The 21,744-nt window shown below is 37.6% G+C and carries 19 protein-coding genes, 4 tRNA genes and 1 riboswitch; of the genes, 8 read left to right on the forward strand and 15 right to left on the reverse strand.

From position 1 onward, the window contains the following. Window positions 1-210: 210 nt before the first annotated feature. The 4 genes from GNT69_RS14625 to GNT69_RS14640 all read right to left on the reverse strand — a co-directional run bounded on the left by GNT69_RS14625 (window position 211) and on the right by GNT69_RS14640 (window position 4,414). Window positions 211-1,200, reverse strand: a complete 990-nt coding sequence (locus tag GNT69_RS14625; protein ID WP_203555718.1) for a Gfo/Idh/MocA family protein — start codon at window positions 1,198-1,200, stop codon at window positions 211-213. A 119-nt stretch (window positions 1,201-1,319) separates the two neighbouring features. Beyond that, window positions 1,320-1,994 carry an NUDIX hydrolase gene (locus tag GNT69_RS14630; protein WP_203555719.1) on the reverse strand — a complete coding sequence of 225 codons (675 nt, stop codon included), beginning with the start codon at window positions 1,992-1,994 and terminating at the stop codon, window positions 1,320-1,322. Window positions 1,995-2,077: 83 nt separating this feature from the next. Continuing rightward, on the reverse strand, window positions 2,078-2,446 hold the full coding sequence (locus tag GNT69_RS14635) for a replication termination protein (RefSeq protein WP_203555720.1): 369 nt from the start codon (window positions 2,444-2,446) through the stop codon (window positions 2,078-2,080). Window positions 2,447-2,809: 363 nt separating this feature from the next. Further along, complete coding sequence (locus tag GNT69_RS14640) at window positions 2,810-4,414, reverse strand: ribonuclease J (protein WP_239094263.1); 1,605 nt, start codon at window positions 4,412-4,414, stop codon at window positions 2,810-2,812. 317 nt (window positions 4,415-4,731) lie between these two features. Further along, window positions 4,732-4,911: riboswitch (Lysine riboswitch) on the forward strand. 109 nt (window positions 4,912-5,020) lie between these two features. Between GNT69_RS14640 and dapA the strand changes: the two genes are divergently transcribed. From dapA to guaC, 4 genes are all read left to right on the forward strand, one after another. Next, window positions 5,021-5,917 carry a 4-hydroxy-tetrahydrodipicolinate synthase gene (gene dapA / locus GNT69_RS14645; protein ID WP_203555722.1) on the forward strand — a complete coding sequence of 299 codons (897 nt, stop codon included), beginning with the start codon at window positions 5,021-5,023 and terminating at the stop codon, window positions 5,915-5,917. A 151-nt stretch (window positions 5,918-6,068) separates the two neighbouring features. Then, a complete protein-coding gene (gene trhA, locus GNT69_RS14650; RefSeq protein ID WP_203555723.1) occupies window positions 6,069-6,707 on the forward strand; it encodes a PAQR family membrane homeostasis protein TrhA in 639 nt (212 codons plus the stop codon). 170 nt (window positions 6,708-6,877) lie between these two features. Next, window positions 6,878-8,239 (forward strand): alanine/glycine:cation symporter family protein, encoded by a 1,362-nt coding sequence (locus GNT69_RS14655; RefSeq protein ID WP_203555724.1) that lies wholly within the window; start codon window positions 6,878-6,880, stop codon window positions 8,237-8,239. Between the two features lie 150 nt (window positions 8,240-8,389). Next, complete coding sequence (guaC, locus tag GNT69_RS14660) at window positions 8,390-9,373, forward strand: GMP reductase (RefSeq protein WP_203555725.1); 984 nt, start codon at window positions 8,390-8,392, stop codon at window positions 9,371-9,373. 45 nt (window positions 9,374-9,418) lie between these two features. Here the strand turns inward: guaC and GNT69_RS14665 are convergent, their stop codons facing one another. Together GNT69_RS14665 and GNT69_RS14670 are read right to left on the reverse strand one after the other, a co-directional pair. Then, the gene (locus tag GNT69_RS14665) at window positions 9,419-9,874 is read right to left on the reverse strand and encodes a MaoC family dehydratase (protein WP_203555726.1); all 456 of its coding nucleotides are present in this window, start codon (window positions 9,872-9,874) and stop codon (window positions 9,419-9,421) included. 84 nt (window positions 9,875-9,958) lie between these two features. Beyond that, on the reverse strand, window positions 9,959-10,834 hold the full coding sequence (locus GNT69_RS14670; RefSeq protein ID WP_203555727.1) for an HpcH/HpaI aldolase/citrate lyase family protein: 876 nt from the start codon (window positions 10,832-10,834) through the stop codon (window positions 9,959-9,961). 223 nt (window positions 10,835-11,057) lie between these two features. On the opposite strand from GNT69_RS14670, the gene GNT69_RS14675 reads away from it, so the two are divergent. From GNT69_RS14675 to GNT69_RS26220, 3 genes are all read left to right on the forward strand, one after another. After that, the gene (locus GNT69_RS14675) at window positions 11,058-12,479 is read left to right on the forward strand and encodes a Na+/H+ antiporter NhaC family protein (protein ID WP_203555728.1); all 1,422 of its coding nucleotides are present in this window, start codon (window positions 11,058-11,060) and stop codon (window positions 12,477-12,479) included. Between the two features lie 262 nt (window positions 12,480-12,741). Continuing rightward, entirely contained in the window at window positions 12,742-12,972 is a 231-nt protein-coding gene (gene yppF, locus GNT69_RS14680) for a YppF family protein (RefSeq protein WP_203555729.1), read from the forward strand. Window positions 12,973-13,181: 209 nt separating this feature from the next. Then, on the forward strand, window positions 13,182-13,355 hold the full coding sequence (locus tag GNT69_RS26220) for a DUF8096 family protein (protein WP_481747648.1): 174 nt from the start codon (window positions 13,182-13,184) through the stop codon (window positions 13,353-13,355). A gap of 58 nt (window positions 13,356-13,413) precedes the next feature. Here the strand turns inward: GNT69_RS26220 and ltaS are convergent, their stop codons facing one another. The 6 genes from ltaS to GNT69_RS14710 all read right to left on the reverse strand — a co-directional run bounded on the left by ltaS (window position 13,414) and on the right by GNT69_RS14710 (window position 16,639). Continuing rightward, window positions 13,414-15,354: a lipoteichoic acid synthase gene (ltaS, locus tag GNT69_RS14685; RefSeq protein WP_203555730.1), complete on the reverse strand. Its 1,941-nt coding sequence runs from the start codon at window positions 15,352-15,354 to the stop codon at window positions 13,414-13,416. A gap of 306 nt (window positions 15,355-15,660) precedes the next feature. Beyond that, window positions 15,661-15,753: transfer RNA gene (locus GNT69_RS14690), tRNA-Ser, on the reverse strand. A 5-nt stretch (window positions 15,754-15,758) separates the two neighbouring features. Then, a tRNA-Met gene (locus GNT69_RS14695) sits at window positions 15,759-15,835 on the reverse strand. A 61-nt stretch (window positions 15,836-15,896) separates the two neighbouring features. Beyond that, a tRNA-Arg gene (locus GNT69_RS14700) sits at window positions 15,897-15,970 on the reverse strand. 18 nt (window positions 15,971-15,988) lie between these two features. Further along, window positions 15,989-16,077, reverse strand: a tRNA-Leu gene (locus GNT69_RS14705). 139 nt (window positions 16,078-16,216) lie between these two features. Further along, the gene (locus tag GNT69_RS14710) at window positions 16,217-16,639 is read right to left on the reverse strand and encodes a hypothetical protein (RefSeq protein WP_203555731.1); all 423 of its coding nucleotides are present in this window, start codon (window positions 16,637-16,639) and stop codon (window positions 16,217-16,219) included. 334 nt (window positions 16,640-16,973) lie between these two features. Here GNT69_RS14710 and GNT69_RS14715 point away from each other — a divergent pair, with 334 nt between their 5' ends. Beyond that, a complete protein-coding gene (locus GNT69_RS14715; protein WP_203555732.1) occupies window positions 16,974-17,594 on the forward strand; it encodes a cell wall hydrolase in 621 nt (206 codons plus the stop codon). Window positions 17,595-17,652: 58 nt separating this feature from the next. On the opposite strand, the gene GNT69_RS14720 is transcribed toward GNT69_RS14715, so the two are convergent. The 3 genes from GNT69_RS14720 to GNT69_RS14730 are packed head-to-tail and all read right to left on the reverse strand — an operon-like array spanning window position 17,653 to window position 21,737. Further along, window positions 17,653-18,528, reverse strand: a complete 876-nt coding sequence (locus GNT69_RS14720) for a dimethyl sulfoxide reductase anchor subunit family protein (protein ID WP_203555733.1) — start codon at window positions 18,526-18,528, stop codon at window positions 17,653-17,655. Between the two features lie 40 nt (window positions 18,529-18,568). Next, window positions 18,569-19,120, reverse strand: a complete 552-nt coding sequence (locus GNT69_RS14725; protein WP_203555734.1) for a DMSO/selenate family reductase complex B subunit — start codon at window positions 19,118-19,120, stop codon at window positions 18,569-18,571. A 13-nt stretch (window positions 19,121-19,133) separates the two neighbouring features. After that, window positions 19,134-21,737, reverse strand: coding sequence for a molybdopterin-dependent oxidoreductase (locus tag GNT69_RS14730; protein ID WP_203555735.1), 2,604 nt, complete (start codon window positions 21,735-21,737; stop codon window positions 19,134-19,136). Window positions 21,738-21,744: the final 7 nt, after the last annotated feature.

The following is a 21,744-nucleotide window of genomic DNA, read 5'->3' on the forward strand; positions in this document are numbered from 1 at the left end:
TAAAGTGCTATTATTATATGAAATTCTATCATGTTTTTTTAAAAAATAAAATGTTCTTACAAATAAAAAACAGATTTTCCACTATTTTTGTCGTTTTATTGGACCGGTGGAAACGGTTTAACGTTGGGGTGCTTTGGGAAAGTTTTTTTAGTAAAACAAAAAAAGACCGCTTGGAGCGCTTGTAATCCCAAAACGGCCTTGAGAATTTTCTTATAGTGAGATAATTTCACCAGTTTTTATTGATTCATAACAAGCGTCAATCACACGCATATTTTGAATCGTATTTTCCCCTGTTTGCGCAGGCGTCCCATCGTTTAAAATGACTTCAGACAGATGTTCTACTTCGGACATATAGGCATCGCCAGAGATTTTTTCTTCACGGCTTGTTTCCCCTAGATTCACCTGGATAATTCCTATTCCACCATTTGCCATGTCAGGACGAAAAGCAAATGGTACTTTAATGGTTCCTTTCGTTCCAATCACTTCGTATTCGTTACGGCGCACCATATCAAGACTGCAATCAAACATTGCTCTTACACCATTCTCCATTGTTAAGAAACCTTGAGTAGACTTATCAATCCCCGAATCGATTTCAGCTTGTGTAAACACTTTGACAGGCTCAGTTTGTAAAATATGGCGAATCACATGAATGGAGTAACAGCCCACATCATACAAACTTCCCCCTCCTTTATTTTTATCAAAGCGGATATTTGTATCTCGATCTTCTAAATAGAAGGAATGACTAGACTTCATTAATTTCACTTCACCTATTTCACCTGAAGCAATAATTTCACGAACACGTTCATGTTGTGGGTGAAATTGATACATGTATGCTTCCATGAATTTTACATTTTTTTCACGACAATATGCGACCATTTCTAAAGCCTCTTCCGTTGTTAAAGAGACTGGTTTTTCACAAAGAATATGTTTGCTATGATTAGCAGCTTCTAGAACCCACTCTTTATGCATATGATTTGGGAGTGGAATGTAAACGGCATCAATTTCGGGATCTTCTATTAATGCTTTATAATTATCATATACTTTCGGAATATGGTATGTTGCGGCAATTTCTTGGACAACTTCTTTATTTGAACTTGCAATACTGACTAATTGAGCGTTGTTTGTTCTAGTGATTGCAGGAATTAATTGTGTACGAGCAATTTTTGCTGTACTTAAAACGCCCCAGCGGATTTTTCTCATCGTAAAACCTCCCTTTAATATAATTAGTTTACTAAATTAATAAAGGGAGGGCAATAAAACGTTTACATCCTTCTCGAAAAATACAATAAGTCCAATTGTTTATCAATTCGCTCTATTATTTATTTCGATTCCGCAAGTGGATTTTGTCGCTGCAATGGCATCATTGGCTTTTCACCTGTTTGATATTTACATAGCGTTCGGAGCGATTCGATTGTTGGGCTTGCAAGTAGCATCTTCCCTATTTCATATGAAGATAAAGCTTCTTCAGGTGTCATCCATGAAGCATCATCAATTTCAAAACGTTCAGGTTTTGGTGATTGGCCATTAGGTAGTTTTGCAAGGAAAAACCTCGTATCAAAACGGATTGGTTTATATTTCGGGGTTATTCGATGTCCAAAATAGGTTAAGTGGCTAAAATCAAGGTGGAGATTTTCTTGTTTTAACATTTCTGAAAATGAGATTTCTTGATTGATTAAGAGGCGACGATAATCTATCATTTCATTTGAGCTAAGTTTAAATGGTGTCCCGTTATTTTTTTTCCCAAGAAAGATGCCTACTTCTTCGAATAGCTCTCTAATTGCAGCAACATAATGTCCTAAACCAAGTTGTTGCGAATCGTGCCAATTTCTTATAAAATTCTTAGCCATCACCGAATCTTCGTTTTCGACTGAACCACCTGGAAAAACATGATACCCAGCTAACACCTTCATGGTTTTAGGTCTTTTCGTTAAATAGACTCTAATTTTTTCATCAATTAACAAAACTGTTGATGCTGGTTTGGGAATATTAAACACCGAACTGCCTCCTTCTAAATTAGGTTGTTTTTAAAAAATATCCTTTATTTCTATTTCCCCGTTTTTATGAATTTTAATTGCATTTAAGAAAAGTTATCTGTCAATGCTTTGCGGATGAGTTGTTCACCTCGATCTAAGTCGGCTTTAACCAGTTTTTTATAGGCTTTTGCTTGCTCTTTGTCAGCGATCGAGTAGACAGCAACTTCTTTATATTTTGCTCCGTCCTCTTTTACTTTTCTTCTTGTCAGAATCCCATCTTCCATCAACTCATGTAACGCACGATAAATTTCCGAATGTTGCGGTATGTATCCATAGGGTTTGAATGCTTTTTTGAGTTCATCGAGTAACTGCATTCCATACCAACGTTCTTTTTCAATGCTTGTAAGTAGGTAAAGTTTTAAAAAAGCCCTTTGTTTGATTAAAAAACCAGTGCTTTCTCGTTTATTTGGCATGAATTTCCCCTCCGAGATTTAGCTAAAGGATGGCATATGTTTTTAAATGACTATAAATAGGGGTTCTAAAAATTTAAATATTCAAACTTATTATATCACATTGTGTTAATTTCACATATGATTTACACTTTCCTTTAGCTACTAATCGTGTGCTATTTTATTTTTAATGTGAATATTGAGCGAGGAAAAATAAATTTCCATAATGTGTAATTAGCACATAGTGAAGAATTGGAAAAAGAACGAGGTGTGCTTATTACCATTTAATGCTAAAAGGTCAGTAAATATGCATATGAATGTCTAAAAAAAAAAGAAAACTCGCCGACTGGCGAGCCATTCTTGTTCAAATGTCTATCGATTTTAACATTAAACTTCTATTATAATTGGCAAAATCATCGGCCGCCGCTGTGTTTTAGCATATAAATACTGGCCGACTGATTTTTTCAATTGCTGTTTTAGACTTCTCCAATCACTTTTATGGCCTTCGTGGTCTGCAACGGCCGTGGTTACGAGACGATTTACTTCTTTTAACAACTCCTCATTTTCTCGAGCATAAACAAAACCTCTCGTTACAGTATCTGGGGCAGAAACAAGCTTTCCATCTCGTTTGCCAATCGGCAAGATGATCACGAGCATTCCATCTTCTGATAATTGTTTTCGGTCACGTAAGATAATCTCTCCGACATCACCAACACCAATTCCGTCCACATAAGTATTTCCAGCATGGACAGTGCGGGTTTGACGTGCAGTTTCGTCTTTAATATCAACAACATCACCATTTTTTAAAATGAATGTATTTCCTTGTTCAACTCCTACTGATTCGGCAAGCATACGATGGTGATGAAGCATTCGATGCTCACCGTGAATCGGGATAAAATATTTCGGTTGCATGAAAGTTAACATAAGTTTTAAGTCTTCCTGATAACCATGACCTGATACATGCATTCCTGTAGAACCACCGGATCCATAAATGACATTTGCGCCAAGGGAATATAAATTATCGACAATCTGTGTGACGTTTTTTTCATTGCCAGGAATTGGTCCTGCGGCAAAAATGACGGTATCACCTGCGATAATTTCGACGCCACGGAAGTTCCCAGTCGATAACCGGGCAAGGGCAGCATTTGGCTCACCTTGACTGCCAGTACAAAGAATAACAACTTGTTCAGGTGGATATTCATGGATTTGATCTTGTTCAATAAACATCTCTTCTGGAACATCCAAATAGCCTCGTTCAATCGCAACGTTTACTACATTAACCATGCTTCTACCCAATAAAGCAAGCTTACGGTTTGTGAGTTGACAAGCATCGACAACTTGCTGTACTCGGTTAATATTGGATGCAAACGTGCTAATAATCACCTTTCGTTTCGCTTTCATAAATGCTTCAATGACATGTTCTCCGACTTTCTGCTCTGTTGGGGAAAAACCTGGACGCTCAGCATTCGTACTTTCAGAGATAAGCAGCAGCACCTCTTCACTTCCGATTTTTGCCATTTTATGAATTTCGGCGTATTGTTTGTTCACTGGTGTTAAGTCAAACTTAAAATCACCTGTATGAACAACTGTTCCCTCTGGTGTATGGATAACGGTTCCTAAACAATCCGGAATACTGTGATTTACTTTAAAGAAATTAAGTCTCAATTTATCGAATGATATTTTTGAATCTGAGTCAATTTCAATTAGTTTGGCTTCTCTTAACAACTTATGTTCTTTTAATTTTAATTCAATTAACCCTAAAGTAAAACGTGTTGCATAAACAGGAACATTTAATTTTTTTAAAAAGTAAGGAATTCCGCCAATATGATCCTCATGCCCATGTGTAACGATTAACGCACGGATTTTTTCTTTATTTTCTACTAAATATGTAACATCTGGAATGATTAAATCAATTCCTAACAAGCTCTCATCTGGAAACTTATTTCCGCAATCAATAACAACGATATCGTCCCCATATTGAATCGCGTACATGTTCTTGCCGATTTCATTTAATCCACCTAAAGCAAAAAAGGATAATTGATATTTTGTGCTCACGTTGATGTCCTCCTACTTTAAATACTTATCTTATTATGTACCTTCTTTTAATCCTTTATGAGAGCCTATCTTTTTGATAGCTAAGAGATTAAAACATGGGGGTTTTAAAAATGAAAAAAACTTCAGAATAATGTTGGCAAATAATAGAAAGAAGATACCGTTTATAAGTGAAAGCTAAAATTTTACTTGCTATTATTACAAATTATTGTTATAGTACAATCAATTACATATTTCTTATTTCAATTATTTTTTGAAGTGAGGATAGAGGCGCAAAGACCATAAGTAGACAATAGGAGGAAAATGAGGTCCAGAGACTATTGTTGAAAGGGGAATTTGCCGAAGCTTCATGATACTCATTTTTCTTGAAGCTGGTTCTGTTATTGAACAAATGCAGAACTGTCATATAGGGGACTATATGGAGGGCTATCTTGCGCATAGAACAGATGTTTCTAATGCAACAATGAACCCTCATTGTTGCATTTTTGCGTTCATTAATAGGTCCTTCTCAGCGGTTGACAAATTTGATTAAAAGGGTGAGAAGAAATGAGTAAATTAGGCCAAGTATTAACGGCGATGGTGACTCCATTCGATCAACAAGGAGAAATTGACTATGATGCTACAAGAAATTTAGTGAATTATTTGATTCATAATGGTACAGACGGTCTCGTTGTTGCTGGTACTACTGGTGAATCACCTACATTAACAGCGTCTGAAAAAGTAGAATTATTTAAATTTGTTGTAAGCATTGTTGATGGAAGGATTCCTGTTATTGCTGGTACGGGTTCATACAATACGAGAGATTCCATTCACTTAACGAAAGAGGCTGAGCTAGCGGGTGTTGATGGGATCATGCTAGTCACACCATACTATAATAAGCCATCTCAAGAGGGCTTATATCAACATTTTAAAGCGATTGCCGAAGCTACCTCCCTACCAGTGATGTTGTATAATATTCCTGGGCGGAGCGCTGTAAACCTTTCTGTCGAGACAATCGTTCGTCTGTCTGAAATTCAAAATATCAAGTATGTTAAAGAAGCTAGTGGAAATTTAGATGATATGGCAGAAATCATTGCTAGAACACCTTATGACTTTATTCTTTATAGTGGTGATGATAGTTTAACGTTACCAGTATTAGCAATCGGTGGTCACGGTGTCGTTTCTGTGTCTTCCCATATCATTGGTAATGAAATGCAGGAAATGATTACCCTTTTCAAGAATGGGAAAATAAGAGAAGCTTCTTTGCTGCATCGTACTCTGCTTCCAAAAATGAAAGCATTGTTTGCAGCTCCAAGTCCTTCTCCGGTAAAAGCTGCTTTAAATATGAATGGCATTCAAGTCGGCAGTGTGCGTCTACCAATGGTTCCCTTAACAGAGGAAGAAAACAAGAATTTAAAAGAGGCATTAGAATTAACAAATACTGTCATCTCGTTGGCAAATTAAATTTATCGATTCCATTATAAACGTCACTGGTGCTGGTTTTAAAAAAAGGATATACTTAAAGCTCTTCATCTAAGGAGAGCTTTTTTCCTATTTACCATACGAAAAGAGACAGAAATAACCCCACGCATAGGGGTGAAAGGAATGAAGCGTTATGGCCAATACACATGCATTTACAAAAGAAGAAGAAATCTCAAACTCGATTACCCACGGCATTGGAGCGATTTTAAGTATAGCAGCATTAGTGATTTTGATCGTTTTTGCTTCTCTATATGGGAACGCGTGGCATATTGTAAGTTTCACATTATTTGGTGTTACGATGGTACTTTTATATACCTCTTCGACTTTGGTACACGCCCTCCCTCCTGGACGGGGAAAAGATTTTTTTGAAATTATGGACCATTCCTCGATATACTTTTTTATTGCTGGAACGTATACACCTTTTTTATTTTTAGCGGTAGATGGATGGATTGGTTGGACACTGTTTGGAATTGTTTGGGGAATAGCAGTTGCAGGAACCGTTTTTAAAGCGTTTTTTGTTAAAAAATTCCTCTTTGCGTCAACGATATTATATGTAGTCATGGGTTGGTTAATTGTGTTCGCTTGGAGTGAACTGGTTGCACATCTCCATCCGAATGGACTGGTATTCTTAATTATAGGTGGAGTTGCTTACACAGTTGGTGCGATTTTTTATATGTGGAAGCTGTTTAAACATCATCACGCCGTTTGGCATCTCTTCGTCCTTTGTGGGACCATTTGTCACTTTTTTGCTGTCCTTTATTTACTTCCCTAAATACTAAACTCTTCTACTATTCGAATCGAACAATGCTAGCATTGTTCGATTTTGTCTATTTGGTGAAAATTCAGAAAACGATTGGATATGCGAAGATTCTATGGTATATTAAAATTATTATTTTAGCAATAATTGTAAATTTTATTATTTTTTAAAAGGATGGTGGAAAGATGGCAGATTTTCTCGGCTGGTTAAGTGATGTTGTGTGGGGGCCGCCGACTCTAATCCTGATTGTAGGAACAGGACTTCTCCTCACATTACGACTCGGGTTTTATCAATTTACTAGTTTACCTTATGCATTAAAACTTGTTTTTTCAAAAAAACAAGATCAGTCTTCTCAAGGAGATATTACTCATTTCCAATCTCTTATGACAGCACTTGCTGCTACAATAGGAACCGGAAATATTGCTGGTGTTGCAACCGCTGTCGTTCTAGGTGGACCTGGTGCGGTTTTTTGGATGTGGCTTTCGGCACTAGTTGGAATGGCAACAAAATATGCTGAGGCAATACTAGCTGTAAAGTATCGTACCGTTGGGAAAGATGGGAAAATGGCTGGCGGACCGATGTATTATATTGAAAAAGGCTTAGGTTGGAAATGGCTTGCTGTCTTATTTGCTATTTTTGGGTCGCTTGCTGCCTTTGGAATCGGCAGTTCTGTCCAATCGAATTCTGTTGCTGCTGCCGTTGAAAACAGTTTTGGATTGAATCCGTGGATTACGGGACTTCTTCTCACCATTTTTACTTCACTCGTTATTGTAGGTGGGATAAAAAGCATTGGGAAAGTAACTTCGGTATTTGTTCCAATTATGGCGGTTTTGTATTTATCAGGTGGACTAATTATTATTATTATGAATATTGACCTCCTCCCTTCAACAATTGGACTAATTTTTACGGATGCATTTACAGGTCAAGCTGTAGCCGGAGGTGCGATTGGAGCTGTTATCCGCTATGGGGTTGCCCGAGGTGTATTTTCCAATGAAGCTGGGATGGGATCTGCACCAATCGCAGCCGCTGCGGCTAAGACAGATCATCCAGGACGCCAGGCGCTGATTTCGATGACAGGAACATTTATTGATACAATTATTATCTGTTCAATTACCGGAATCACACTTGTTATGGGAAACTTATACATAGGGGGAAACTTAACAGGTGCTGCGTTAACGACTGAATCGTTTAATACCCTCCTGCCAGGCTCTGGCTGGATTGTAACAATTGGGATTATTTTCTTTGCCTATTCAACTGTACTTGGCTGGGCCTATTATGGAGAGAAATGTTTTGAGTATTTATTCGGAAATCAGTCAATTCTAGTGTACCGGATTGTTTATATTAGTACTGTATTCGTTGGTGCGGGAATGAATTTAGGTTTAGTATGGACGATTGCTGATATTTTTAATGCATTAATGGCCATTCCTAACTTAATTGGTCTTGTTCTTCTTTCCGGCGTTGTTGTTACTGAGACTAGATCCTTCAAAAAACTTAGAGAGCAAGAAAAAATAGCGAAACAAGAGTCAAATATTGGCGGTTCGATTTAGACTAATCCCATTATGAGGGTCCTACAATTGTAGGACCCTTTTCTTGTATAAAAAACTTTGACAGAATAATAATAATAAGGTATATTAACCGATGGACGAACATTTTTGTTCTGTAATAATATTATTATTCGTATTTAGGGGTGCTTGTCAATGGAAAATGTATTTGATTACGAAGATATTCAGTTGATTCCTGCAAAATGTGTGGTTAACAGCCGTTCTGAATGTGACACAAGCGTTACTCTTGGAAAGCGCAAATTTAAGTTGCCTGTTGTTCCTGCAAATATGCAAACAATTATAGATGAAACAATTGCCCTTCAATTAGCTGAAAATGGGTATTTTTATATTATGCATCGTTTTGAACCTGAAAAGCGAACTGCCTTTATTAAGGATATGAAAGCTCGTGGGCTTTATGCCTCAATTAGCGTTGGTATAAAAGCAAATGAATATGGCTTTATCCAACAATTAGCAGCTGAGAACTTAGTTCCAGAGTATATTACAATTGATATTGCACATGGCCATTCAAATGCTGTCATTGAGATGATTAGACATATTAAAGAATATCTTCCTGATAGCTTCGTGATTGCTGGAAATGTTGGAACCCCCGAAGGAGTAAGAGAATTAGAGAATGCTGGGGCGGATGCAACAAAAGTCGGAATTGGCCCAGGAAAAGTTTGTATTACAAAAATTAAAACAGGTTTTGGTACTGGAGGTTGGCAATTAGCTGCTCTACGCTGGTGTGCAAAAGCAGCGAGTAAGCCTGTTATCGCTGATGGTGGAATTCGTACGCATGGCGATATTGCTAAGTCTGTCCGCTTTGGGGCGACAATGGTTATGATCGGCTCCCTTTTTGCTGGTCATGAGGAATCCCCAGGAGAAACAATTGAAAAAGACGGAAAAATATATAAAGAATACTTCGGGTCAGCTTCAGAATTTCAAAAAGGTGAAAAGAAGAATGTCGAAGGTAAAAAAATGTATGTCGAGTACAAAGGCCCTCTGCAAGAAACATTAACAGAAATGGAACAGGATTTGCAATCGTCTATCTCTTATTCTGGCGGAAATAAATTAAGTGCCATCCGTACGGTTGATTATGTAGTTGTGAAGAACTCGATTTTTAATGGAGACAAAATATATTAATAAGATAAGATGGGCAAATTTTGCCCATCTTTTTTTACATTCTTGTTATTCTGGAGATTTTAACATCAATGCTGCCCTTTTTGCTTGAACGACAAGTTCTCCTTTTTGGTTATAGCCTCGGTGCTCAAACCAGACAATTCCGCGGTTTTGATTCGATTTCGATTCTCGTTTATCGACTACTTCTGTTACTCCTTTTAATGTATCACCAATTCGCACCGGTGCCGGAAAGGTTACTTTTTCAAAACCTAAATTTCCTAACGTTGTTCCTAAAGTTAACTCAGAAACGGAAACACCGACGACAAATGCCAATGTAAAAAAGCTATTTACAATAATGCTGCCATGAACCGATTCCTTGCTAAATTCTTTATCCAAATGAAGCGGTTGAGGATTATGCGTTAACGTCGTAATGAACAAGTTATCTGTTTCTGTTACAGTACGGGTGATTGGATGCTCATATACATCACCGACTGATAATTCATCATAGTACTTTCCTCTTGACATGAAAGGTCGCTCCTTTGCTTTCGTTTTAAATAATAGACGAGAACCCTCGTGACTTCAGTCATGAGTTGTTGACATTAGGAGAGTCTATTTCTTTATGTTTTCGGCGAATTTTAATATCTGCCTAGCCGTTTTAACATGAGCATAATCAATATGCTCACCTTCATATAAAATAGCTGCTATCCCTTCTTTTTCCGCTTTTTCAAATGCATCAATCATTCCCTTATAATGGATTATTTCGGCTTCAGAAGGAGAATAGATTTCATTAATGATGGATACATTCGATGGATGGACAACCATTTCTCCAACAAAACCGAGCTTACGATTCCCCATTGCTGCTTTACGCAAGCCATCCAAATTATGGACATCTTGCCATAAACCACCGATTGGGAGGACATTTGCTGCTCTTGCAGCTAACACTACTTTTGATCGGATATAAAGGCGTTCATCTCCTTCTACAGTCCATTGGTAGCCTAAAGAACGAGCAACATCTCCGTTTTTAGGACTAACTCCAGCAAGACAAATGACTCTCTCTTTTACGGCGATCTCATAGGCAAAATAAATAGATCGTGCCGTTTCTAACGTTGCAACAAATTTGGTGGAACCAATTTTTAGATTTTTCTTATATTCAATTTCAGAAACAATACTTGTAAGTGTTTCAATATCTTCAGGACCATCTATTTTGGGCAGGACCACCCCTTCAAGTTCAGGTTGAATAATGGCTTCCAAATCTTCGATACTAAAGCCATATGGTCCGCGGTTAACTCTTACATAAATACGCTGTTTTTGCTCTGTTAACGGAGCAATTGCTGCGGTTACATTTTTTCTTGCCTCCGATTTTAAGTGGTTGGGAACACTATCTTCTAAGTCGAGAATGATTGAATCGGTGTAATACGTAGCCAATTTAGAAAACCAATTTTGTTTTGAACCTGGAACGAACAACATCGAGCGAAACGGTTTCATGCCTTCCCTCCTTTTCCCTTTTCACCTTAAAAAACTACAATCTTTAAATGGAACGCCAACCTAAATAAAACATTCTTAATAATGATTTTATGATAAGTAATTCTGGAATTATCTCCACGTTTTGCTATAGAAATGGAAATTTAAATAAATAGTTCTTCTTCCTAAGTGAGATACTAATTGAATCGCAGCCTATTTTTGTTATCATGCAATGGAGGAAAAATCAGTGGAATATTCGTGGTTTTCTCTTGTACCATTTGTAATTGTCATTTCAATGGCAATCTGGTTGAAAAATATTTTACCTGGTCTTGTTGTTGGCCTGCTCGTAGGGGCGCTTATCGTTAAAGCAAATATAGTCGGGGGACTTTATCAATCAGTATCTTATATTGTGGCAACCTTATCTGATTCAGGAAATATTAAAATTATCGGTTTTCTCTATTTATTTGGCGGTCTAATCGGGATGATGAACATCTCCGGTGGAATTAAAGGTTTTTCAGAATGGGTTAGTACGAGAATAAAAAATGAGCGTGGATTATTAGCATTTATTTGGTTCACATTGCCATTTACATTTATGATGCCAATGTTTCGAATCATGATGATTGGTCCAGTCATAAAATCGCTTGTTAACAAAATGAAACTGTCTAAAGCGAAAGTTGGATTAATGCTAGATATTTCCACAGAGTCGATCATTGTCCTCTTACCTGTTGCAACTGCATTTGTTGGTTTTATGGTCTCATTAGTCGAAGCTGGTGTTCAAGATTTAAATTTAAATATGGGTTCTTATGAAATCTTTTTACTTAGTATTTTGTTTAATTTTTTTGCAATTGTCATGTTGGTCATTGGAATCGCGAAAACGATTTGGAACCGACCGAATGATTCGAATGATTCGAACCCGGAGGAACAATTCGATGACCAAGAACATGAGTTTCATCGTAAGGGGATAAAGAAAGAATTGTCATTAGTAAAGGCACAGCCGTGGAATCTTATCATGCCGGTATTTTTGTTAATCAGTTTGTCGTTGTTTTTACTTTGGAAAGATGGAGTAACTAATGGAGCAAACACAATCTTTGAAGCTTTTACGATTGCTGACGCTACATTTGTGATGCTTTTAGCCGTTTTTATTACTCTCGTCTTCTCCTTTATCTTTTACATTATGAGAAAACAATCATTGTCAGAACTGTTATATCATTTTTATGATGGTGGGAATCAGATGATGGAAGCGATTAGTCTACTCGTTCTTATCTGGTCATTGACTTTATCAGCTGAAGACTTAGGATTTTCCGCTTTTATTAGTTCGACTTTAGGAGCCTTTTTACCTTCCTACTTAACACCGGCAACAATCTTTTTGCTTGGGTCAGTTGTTGGCTATTTTATTGGCTCTTCTTGGGGAACTTGGGGATTGTTTATGCCTTTAGGAATGACGCTAGCAGTCGCGACTGGTGCATCAATCCCTTTGACCGTTGGTGCAGTGTTTGCAAGCGGGGCATTTGGCGCTTTAGCTTCTCCCTTAGGCGATACAACAATTACAACTGCATCGATTCTCGACTTGCCAATCGTTGATTATGCACGCTACAAATTAAAAATATCATCAATCGGTGCTGGGATTGCTATCGTCCTATATCTTTTAACTGCTTTATTTATTATTTGAAGCCACGATAGGTAAAAAGGAATAGGTCATTCGAAAGGGTTTATCAAAAGTGATAGAAATCCTATTTTTACGATGAAAGACTGAAAACGAGGGATAAACTAGAATTTATTAAAAATGTATTTCGACAATATTTGTAGTTTTATGTCGTAATTTTTATATCATTTTTAATACTACTAACTTATATAATATGTTATACTTCAATCTGGAAGCGTTTTCAATACGGAAGTGTTTTCAGTGAAAAAAAGGAAAATGGAGTGATTATATGTTATTTGAAGAATTAATCCATCGATTTAAGCTTGAAAAAAAGCAACCTCCACTTCATGCCAATGAACTATTAGACTATGTTCAAAAAAGCTATATTCAGTGTGAATTATCGATTGTTGATTACAAAAAACTTTATTCTGAACTCGTTAAAAGAAACGCAGAAAAACCTCAATGTTATGTCATGAATATCAATCAAACTCACTTGCAGAAAATTAACCTCCCTGGTTGAAGGACTTCCTTCGCTTCAGATGATAAATGAAAACGATTTCCCTAATCACAATAAAAAAGGAGTTCTAAAATTTCATTTAGGCTCCTTTATTAAATTTACTTAGGAAGAACTCTTTGTCTGTATTTTCTCATCACAGTAAAAACGATTTTCCTTCATACAACAGTCTGTTATTATAATAATTGGAAGTGAACATGAAGGGAACGATTTACATGGAAAAGGACAAGCCTGACTATGATTTAGAAAAAATTTACGACTACAACGAATTTCCTGATCGTGTGAGTGGACGTTGTGATAATTGTGGAAGCGTTCTGTTCAAGAGTTCTGTTAGCAATTACGCCTTCATAAGAGAGTGCCGACAATGTGGAATGAAAAAACGGATATAGAATGTAAAAAACAAAAAATCCATTCAGACTTGAATGGATTTTTTTATATAATTTAATTTTAATTTTCAGAGCGGTGATAGTCGTACATATCCCTGTCAATTGGTTGAAAGCCAAATGGAGTATAGAACCTCAATAAATCTCCGTTTACAACTTTATCGGAAAAATCTAATCTTTGTTTAACCATTTCGCGATATTTTTTCGCTTCTTCCAGCTGCGCTTCTTCTTCCAAAAGTTCGCCCGTTTTTGAGTCGTAAAATTTCCCATCAGCCATCGTATATTTTGGGCTTACAAAATCACCATTCCGAAATGGAATCAAATCATCATGTTCCTCAGAAAATAAGTCGGTTCCAAAATGCACATACTTTCTTGTATCAATCCCAAGCAGATGAAGAAGTGTAGGAAGAAGATCGATTTGTCCGCTATATTCGTCGACAATTCTCCCCTCGATTCCTGGAATACGAATGAATAACGGGGTTCGCTGTAGACCTGCGCTTTCAAAAGGCGTCACCTCTTTGCCAATCACTTGTTCCATTGCTTTATTATGGTTATTCGAAATCCCGTAGTGATCTCCATAAAGAATAATAATACTATTATCGTATAATCCAGACCTCTTTAAAGAAGTGAAGAACTGTTCTAGCGCTTCATCAGCATATCGAGCTGTTTGGAAATAGTTGTCAACCGTTCGGTTCCCTGTCGTATGTGGATCAATACTTGCTAATTTTGGATCGATTGTAAATGGATAGTGGTGGGTAACGGTAATAAATTTTGCATAAAATGGTTGAGGCAGAGTTTCAATAAACGGGACAGACTGTCGAAAAAATGGTTTATCCATCAGCCCATACCCAGTTAAATCCTGCTCTTTTAATTCATAGGAACTAGAATCGAAGAAAAAGTCATAGCCAAAAGATTTATAAATCTCATCTCGATTCCAAAAGCTCCCGCTATTCCCGTGAAAGACTGCAGATGTATACCCTTCTTGCCCTAAAATGGCTGGCGCACTATGATAAGTATTTAACCCTTTCGTTGTAAAAGCGGAGCCCTGTGGCAATCCATATAAAGAATTCGCAAGCATAAACTCGGCGTCAGCTGTTTTTCCTTGAGCGGTTTGATGGAAGAAATTCTCAAAATAAAGGGTATGTTCTTCCCTTGTTAATGAGTTTAAAAATGGCATTACCTCTTCCCCATGCAATCGGTAGTTAATCAAAAAAGTTTGAACGGATTCTAGGTGAATATAAATGATATTCATCTCTTTTCCGATGCCAAAAAATGCTGGATTTGGTGGTGCATGATTGGACTTTGTATAATTGATCACTTCAGTCATATCATCACTGCTTGCTAGTACCCTTTGTGCAGTTGCTTTCGTGCTTTGTACAGCATCATAAATAGTGTAATTGTACATTCCTAAATATTTAACAATGTAATTTCGATCAAAGCCCCTAGTTAATAATTCCGGACGGTCTACTTCAGCGAAGGCAAGGTTTAAAGAAGTCATCCCTAAACCAAGGCCGAATATTGCGGCTATCTTTCGCTTAGCGATGACGTTTGTGTTAATATGAACAACTTTAAAGACGAGTAGACCAATTACGATTAGCAAGTCAATAAACAGTAAAAAGTCTAATGGTTTTATCAGAGTAGGTACACTGCCGCTAACATCTCCAAAGTTCTGTGTTTGAATGAGCGTAGGCAACGTAATAAAGTCGGTAAAAAACCGATAATATAAGATGTTTGCAAATAAAAGCCCTGTCATCAGGAATTGAAGTCCGATTAATGCAAAATACCTTTTCTTCCCTTTATAACAAAAGGCAATTCCTAAAAATAGAACCGCTGATCCTAATGGATTTAAAAACAAAATCAAGTGTTGCATGAAACTTTCAATTCCTAATTGAAATTGGGTGAATTGTACAATGTATGTTTTCATCCACATGATTACAACCGCAATGGTAAAAAAGCCCAGAAAACTTGGTGAAAATTTTTGAGCTCTAACAAAAGTTGATTTCATAGTTCTCCTTCCCTCTCAGTGTGCTTTTAATAATCCAAGCTATTACGACATGTAGCTTTTTATCACATTAGCTTCATTATATGTATCAATTAAACAATTAAAACTTGGCTTAAACTTCAAAAAAATAATTTCCAAGTGTTTACATATATAGACGATGAAAAGCTGTGAAAAGTTTCCTTTTTTATAAAGACATCGAGAGCTTGGTATCAAGTGAAGAAAGAAAGAATGAAATACAGAAAAACCCCAAGTGAAAAACTTGGGGTTTTATAATTTTATAATATGTATACTTTTAAATTTCAAGTGAAATGGAGGAGGAAGAGGGATTCGAACCCCCGCGCGGTTTAACCCGCCTGTCGGTTTTCAAGACCGATCCCTTCAGCCAGACTTGGGTATTCCTCCAATAATGGTAGCGGCGGAGGGGATCGAACCCCCGACCTTACGGGTATGAACCGTACGCTCTAGCCAGCTGAGCTACACCGCCTTAATTAATCATCATATAGACCTAGAAGAGCTCTTTAGGCTGAGCTAACTACTTAACAATACGCGCCCGAAAGGAGTCGAACCCATAACCTTCTGATCCGTAGTCAGACGCTCTATCCAATTGAGCTACGGGCGCATGTAATTTCAAAAAAAATGGTGCCGAGGACCGGAATCGAACCGGTACGGTAGTCACCTACCGCAGGATTTTAAGTCCTGTGCGTCTGCCAGTTCCGCCACCCCGGCACTATTGATAATGACGATAACTGATTTGCTTAGTAGAAACCATCTGTTAGCGACTTTTATATAATATAATATTTATCTTTATTCGTCAATAGTTTTACCGAAAAAACATTTTCTTTGTTCATGATTTTAAAAATGGAAATTAATTTTTCTCATCCTTTCTTGCTTTTATAATATCTTGAATGATTTCGATATGGGTCTCTGCCCATGCTTTTTCACGAAAATGAAGGATGACACTTAAAGTAAGGATACAAAGATAAATGATTGTAAAGGCAACCCAAAGAAGACTCCCTTCTTTGAAAAGAAATCGTTGGATTTGATTAGAAAACATGAATAACAACCATGGAATGGTTGTTACAAAGATCGGAATCATCCCCGACCCATTCTTTTCTTTAATCATTCGGTAATAAATGATTTTTAATGTTTCACTATCAATTGTTTCATAAAGTTTCTTGATGTCTTTGAGTTCTGTTAACTCAGAGATTTCATTGAAAGATTGTTCTTTGTTCGTTGCCCTTCTTAGTCGCAAATAGACTTTGTGAGCATCTCCTCGGAATACAAACACTCATCTGCCCCCTTTATATATATAATCAACCTACTTTTCGCTTGAAACTCCATGGATTTTTATTCATTTCTAGTTATTCTTTACAAATCAGATGGTTTTATTAGGAAAAACACGAATTCATTTTTATGTTTTTTTAAAAAATATATCCCAGCCCTTTTTTAGAGATAATATTTAGTTGATTAAAAACCTGTTAAATCGCAACAAATTCAATAGAATCATGCATGTCATATTCATGTAAACCAATTGTAATACTATTCTATTTATTTTATTCATAAGAATAGTTTTAGTTAGAGAATAACATTTTCTAAATACCATTCAACTAGGAGGATTAATAGTGAAAAAAACAATTGTCTTACTATTATTGCTAGTATCGTTCTTTATTGCCGCTTTACCTACTTCTGCTTATACGGTGAAAAAAGGAGACACATTAACGAAAATTGCTCGTGAAAAAGGGACTAGTTTAGAGGCAATCGCTAAGGTAAATCCAGATATTAAAAATATAGATGTCATTTTTGTGGGACAGGAAATTATTTTGACGGATCAACCTATTAAACGTGATGAAACATATGAACAAGAACCTGTTGTGAATATTGATATTACAGAGGATGAAATCGATTTACTGGCTAGAATTGTACGAGCTGAAGCGCAAACGGAACCATTTGAGGGAAAGGTTGCAGTGGCGGATGTTGTCCTGAACCGGGTAGAAAGTTCGAAATTCCCGGATACAGTCACTGCTGTCATCCATGCCCCAGGACAATTTCAACCTGTAAGTAATGGTGAAGTCAATAAACCAGCAGATGAAGAGTCGTATGAAGCTGTTTATACCGCATTGTCAGAACCTAGCAGTGTAACGAATGAATCGTTATTCTTTTACAACCCTGATATTGCAACAAGTCGTTGGCTCGATACACGAGATACAACGGTCATTATCGGTGATCATGTGTTTAAAAAGTAATGTCAGTCCTTTCAAAAAAATAAAAAAGCAAGGGATGGATTCCCTTGCTTTCGCTTATTTAACCAACGATGATTGGTACACCTGTTGCATAAAAGATAAATCTTCCTAAAAATTCTCCAACGACTACAAGTAAAAGAGCTGTTGTATAATAGTACGTATATTGTGTTTTAGATTCCATTTTTCGGTATAAAGCAATTCCGAGAATGACTAAACCTGCGATGGATAAAATCCATCTAATCATTGTTGAGACAGCATATGTCCCAGTGATTAAACTAGCAGATTCAGCACCTGCTAACCCACCATTTACAGATAAGCCTGCTACATAGACTGGTAGGTAGATTAATTGAATGATAATGGCAGCTAATCCAATTAACCCAATTCCTTTTAGGATTCCGCTTAATTGTTTCGGTTTTTCTTCTTTGCTTAATGCAATGAGCAAGATTGAAGCAACAGCTCCGAACAGAATCGTTGTCCCAAAAAAGGCGATATACGTATTCACGTCTGTCCATGCTGGTTTAATCGATGTTGCATAAATACTTGCCATGCTATAGATTGCAGCTAAGCCTACGATTGAATTGACCCAACCGAGGATTTGATTCCATGCGCCTTTGCGATCTAAATAATAAGATACGAACCAAAGTCCAAAGAATAATCCTGCGAAGACTATTTCCCTACTTAACCAAGAGGAACCTAAATTACCAAGTGAACGATAGGCCCCTAATGGATCTCCTAAGTGGAAAGCCGATAACAAAAGGGCAACGACCATCACTGGTCCGATGAAAAACATTCCTTTTTTCGTTGCATTAATCGTAATCTTTTTATCTCCATTTTTCGTTAACGTGCGGATAATGACCAAAAATAGATAGGTTCCAACCGCTAATTGTGTTAGCAGTGTAAAAGACAGCAATGGCCATTCTTCAGCGAGAACATGCATATATATGACCTCCTCTTAATCTTAAATTCAACTAGAAATTCTATTTTTTCGCTTGCTGGATGGCATGGATCGTAATCGAAGGATTCGTCATCTTAGAATCAACTAAAACCTTCAAATCGGTATGATCGCCATATTTTGCGCGTAGCTCGTCAATCTCACCAAATTCGATTGCTCTCATTGGACAGGAATCCACACAAACAGGGTTTTTCCCTTCATCGACAAGAGCGGCGCAACCATCACATTTCCCTACTTTCTTTTCACTTTCAATATATTGTGGCCGCTCATATGGGCATGACCACATACACATTTTACAGCCAATGCATTTTTCACGATCTTGGACAACTAACCCATCTTTATCCCGTTTATAAATCGCACCAGTAGGACAGTTTTCAGCACATTTAGGATTTTCGCAATGGTTACATCCTAATGAAAGGTAATAACCCCATACATCCGGAAAAGTACCACCCTCAAAGGAATAAACTTTTCTAAAGTTTTCGCCGACTTTTAAATCATTCACATCTTTACATGCGATTTGGCATGTTTTACACCCAGTACAAATAGTAGAATCATAATAAAAACCTTTTTGTCCCATAGTGGTTCACCTCCTAAAATATCACTCTTTGTTGCCATTCTGCGTCTGGCAATAGTTTTTCCTCAGTGTATTTCTCAACACGAACATTACATGTATTCCAAGGTTCTTCTCCTTGTCCACTTAAATGTGTACCACTTAATGTGTTCGTTGCTCCTGCTTTGTCAATCCCTGTTTCATCATCTAGCTCGACCCAAGCACCTTCCCCGAGAGTTACGACACCAGGCATCATTGATTCCGTTACAGACAATGGACGAATCACTTTTCCATGACGGCTTTCGATTAAAACGGTATCCCCATCTTTAAGACCGAGTGCTTTTGCATCTCTTGTATTCATAACGAACTCTTGTGGAAAAGCTTCCCTTAGTTGTGGTACGTTATCAAAGACCGAGTGAGACCGTCTAGCGTAATGGATTGTATAAAGTTGGAATGGATATTCCCCTTTCACTTTATTTTCCCAATCTGCATACGTATCCTCAATTCCTTCGATTGGTGGTTCATATTTTGCGATTGGCGGAATCGTTGTAAAACCATAAGCAGCTATATCATCAGATAATGCTTGACAATGGATTTCAAGTTTTCCACTCTTCGTATTAAGAGGATGTGCTTCTGGTTCTTTCACAAAACCTTCCCCTTGAATGACAGTGAAATTATCATTCGGCGATCTTGGTACTTGATAGGAACCTTTTTCAATTAACTCATCTAAAGAAATTCTTCCTTTTTGCGGTGCACCTTCCACACCCCATTTTTGAATATCTTTTTCTGTAATGGTGACTAGCGGCTCATAATCTTCGCCATTATCATTAATCACTTGAGAACCTGCTAGACTATTGAATAATTGTTGTTTAGCACTGATTGGGTAAACCTCGTCTTCGTTAAGACCAAGTCGTTTAGCAAGTTCACGGTCCATCCATTCTTCTGTTCTTGCCTCGAAAAGTGGCTCCGTTACTTTTTGCGAAACGATGATGGCTTCTGGGTTTCCGCTCTTAATCGTTCCTTCTTTCTCCCATTCTGTCGTTGCCGGTAACACAATATCTGCATATTTAGAGATGGTTGAAAGCGCGATATCATTCGTTATGACTGCATCGACTTTACGGAACGCTTGAATCCCTTTCATAATTCCAGATGATTGGTTCAAGAAATTATATCCACTACCATCGCGAACGAGCCAAATCATCCGAATATCACATGGGACTTTTCCACGAACAGTTGCGGTATATTCATTGTTTAAGATTGCATCGTATGTTTCTGTATAGGCCATACCATTGAATTCTGTATTCGTTGGATTTCCAAAGCGATAGCCATCATATGCTCCATAAGTGACCCCAGGGAATAGTGGGTTTTCCGCTCGAGGTAAACCATTTCCTCCGCCTCGTACTAATGTTTTTCCGCCATAACTTTGATTGGAAGCATAATTCATCGTCCAAACCCCAGCACCAGATTTCCCAACATTTCCTGTCATCCAACCAACAGTAAGAAACGCTTGACAAAATTGCTGGCCACGATACGTACGTGCTGGCGCAAATGACGATGTGAAAATCATTGGTTTTGTTGTCGCAATCTCTTGAGCAAAATCACGAATCACTCTAGGATCAGTTCCACAAATTTCAGAAGCCCATTCAGGTGTTTTCGGAATGCCATCATACGTACCTAAAACATAATCTTTAAAGTTTTCTTTCGGATCTGCTCCTTCTGGCATATGATCTTTGTCAAAACCAACTGTACAGCGATCTAAGAAATCTTGATCTTGGAGATTATTTTCAATCATATGATAAGCCATCCCAATTAAGAGCGCCGTGTCTGTGCCAGGGCGACAAGGAATATATGTGTCTCCTAACGTTTTCATTGACGGACTCAAATGTGGGTCAACGAAAATAAATTTTGCTCCTGCCTTTTTCGCTTGTAAAAGGTTATAAGTCGGACTTCCTGCAGAACTCCAAGCAGGATTTGCTCCCCACATAACAATTAACTTTGCATTTCTCCAATCCATACGATCATTTGCAGACCAAGAAAAGAAACCAGTCATATGTTCTTGTGGTTTTCCCCATGCTCCTGAAGAGGAAGAGCCCCATCTGACGAGTCCGCCGCCATAAAAATTAAGCAGTCGGCTTGAGCCTAGAATGGATTTATTTCCATAGTTATTTTTCACTCGTTTTAATTCTTCAGCAACGAGGTCTAACGCTTCGTCCCATGAAATACGTACCCACTCATCACGGCCGCGTAATTCTTTTTTGCCGCCACCAGGTTCCCAGTGTTTGCGTTTCATTGGATATTTCAAGCGATCGGCACCAAATACTTGATGGCGTTGAGAGCGTCCTCGTGCACACCCTCTTTGTTGTGGGAAATCTGGACTATCAGGATGTGTATCATCAGTTTTTTGTTTTGTGACAACGCCGCCTACGACTAACGCTTTATTCAAGCAACGTCCACCACAGTTATGCCAACAAGCTGCTGTTTTCCATTCTCCCTCTTGTTCTAGTTGTTCAGCTGCCACTTTTGAATCGATCTTTTTTAATCCATAACTAGGCACAATCGCTGCTGTAGTTATAGCTCCAGACCATCCTAGAAAGGCTTTTCGACTTATTTTTTGTTCCATCGCTTTCTTTATAAAGTTTGACATAAAGACA

This window comes from Bacillus sp. B15-48 (assembly GCF_016879755.1).
GTDB lineage: Bacteria > Bacillota > Bacilli > Bacillales > Cytobacillaceae > Mesobacillus_B.

What these genes read in the sequence shown, in the direction of transcription:
- GNT69_RS14635 (WP_203555720.1), bottom strand. Translation starts at nt 2,446, where the DNA reads ATGCCAAATAAACGAGAAAGCACTGGTTTTTTAATCAAACAAAGGGCT.
- yppF (WP_203555729.1), top strand. Translation starts at nt 12,742, where the DNA reads ATGTTATTTGAAGAATTAATCCATCGATTTAAGCTTGAAAAAAAGCAA.
- GNT69_RS14730 (WP_203555735.1), bottom strand. Translation starts at nt 21,737, where the DNA reads ATGTCAAACTTTATAAAGAAAGCGATGGAACAAAAAATAAGTCGAAAA.
- GNT69_RS14670 (WP_203555727.1), bottom strand. Translation starts at nt 10,834, where the DNA reads ATGAAACCGTTTCGCTCGATGTTGTTCGTTCCAGGTTCAAAACAAAAT.
- trhA (WP_203555723.1), top strand. Translation starts at nt 6,069, where the DNA reads ATGGCCAATACACATGCATTTACAAAAGAAGAAGAAATCTCAAACTCG.
- GNT69_RS14640 (WP_239094263.1), bottom strand. Translation starts at nt 4,414, where the DNA reads ATGTACGCGATTCAATATGGGGACGATATCGTTGTTATTGATTGCGGA.
- GNT69_RS14665 (WP_203555726.1), bottom strand. Translation starts at nt 9,874, where the DNA reads ATGTCAAGAGGAAAGTACTATGATGAATTATCAGTCGGTGATGTATAT.
- GNT69_RS14625 (WP_203555718.1), bottom strand. Translation starts at nt 1,200, where the DNA reads ATGAGAAAAATCCGCTGGGGCGTTTTAAGTACAGCAAAAATTGCTCGT.
- GNT69_RS14725 (WP_203555734.1), bottom strand. Translation starts at nt 19,120, where the DNA reads ATGGGACAAAAAGGTTTTTATTATGATTCTACTATTTGTACTGGGTGT.
- ltaS (WP_203555730.1), bottom strand. Translation starts at nt 15,354, where the DNA reads ATGAAATCAACTTTTGTTAGAGCTCAAAAATTTTCACCAAGTTTTCTG.
- GNT69_RS14720 (WP_203555733.1), bottom strand. Translation starts at nt 18,528, where the DNA reads ATGCATGTTCTCGCTGAAGAATGGCCATTGCTGTCTTTTACACTGCTA.
- GNT69_RS26220 (WP_481747648.1), top strand. Translation starts at nt 13,182, where the DNA reads ATGGAAAAGGACAAGCCTGACTATGATTTAGAAAAAATTTACGACTAC.
- dapA (WP_203555722.1), top strand. Translation starts at nt 5,021, where the DNA reads ATGAGTAAATTAGGCCAAGTATTAACGGCGATGGTGACTCCATTCGAT.
- guaC (WP_203555725.1), top strand. Translation starts at nt 8,390, where the DNA reads ATGGAAAATGTATTTGATTACGAAGATATTCAGTTGATTCCTGCAAAA.
- GNT69_RS14655 (WP_203555724.1), top strand. Translation starts at nt 6,878, where the DNA reads ATGGCAGATTTTCTCGGCTGGTTAAGTGATGTTGTGTGGGGGCCGCCG.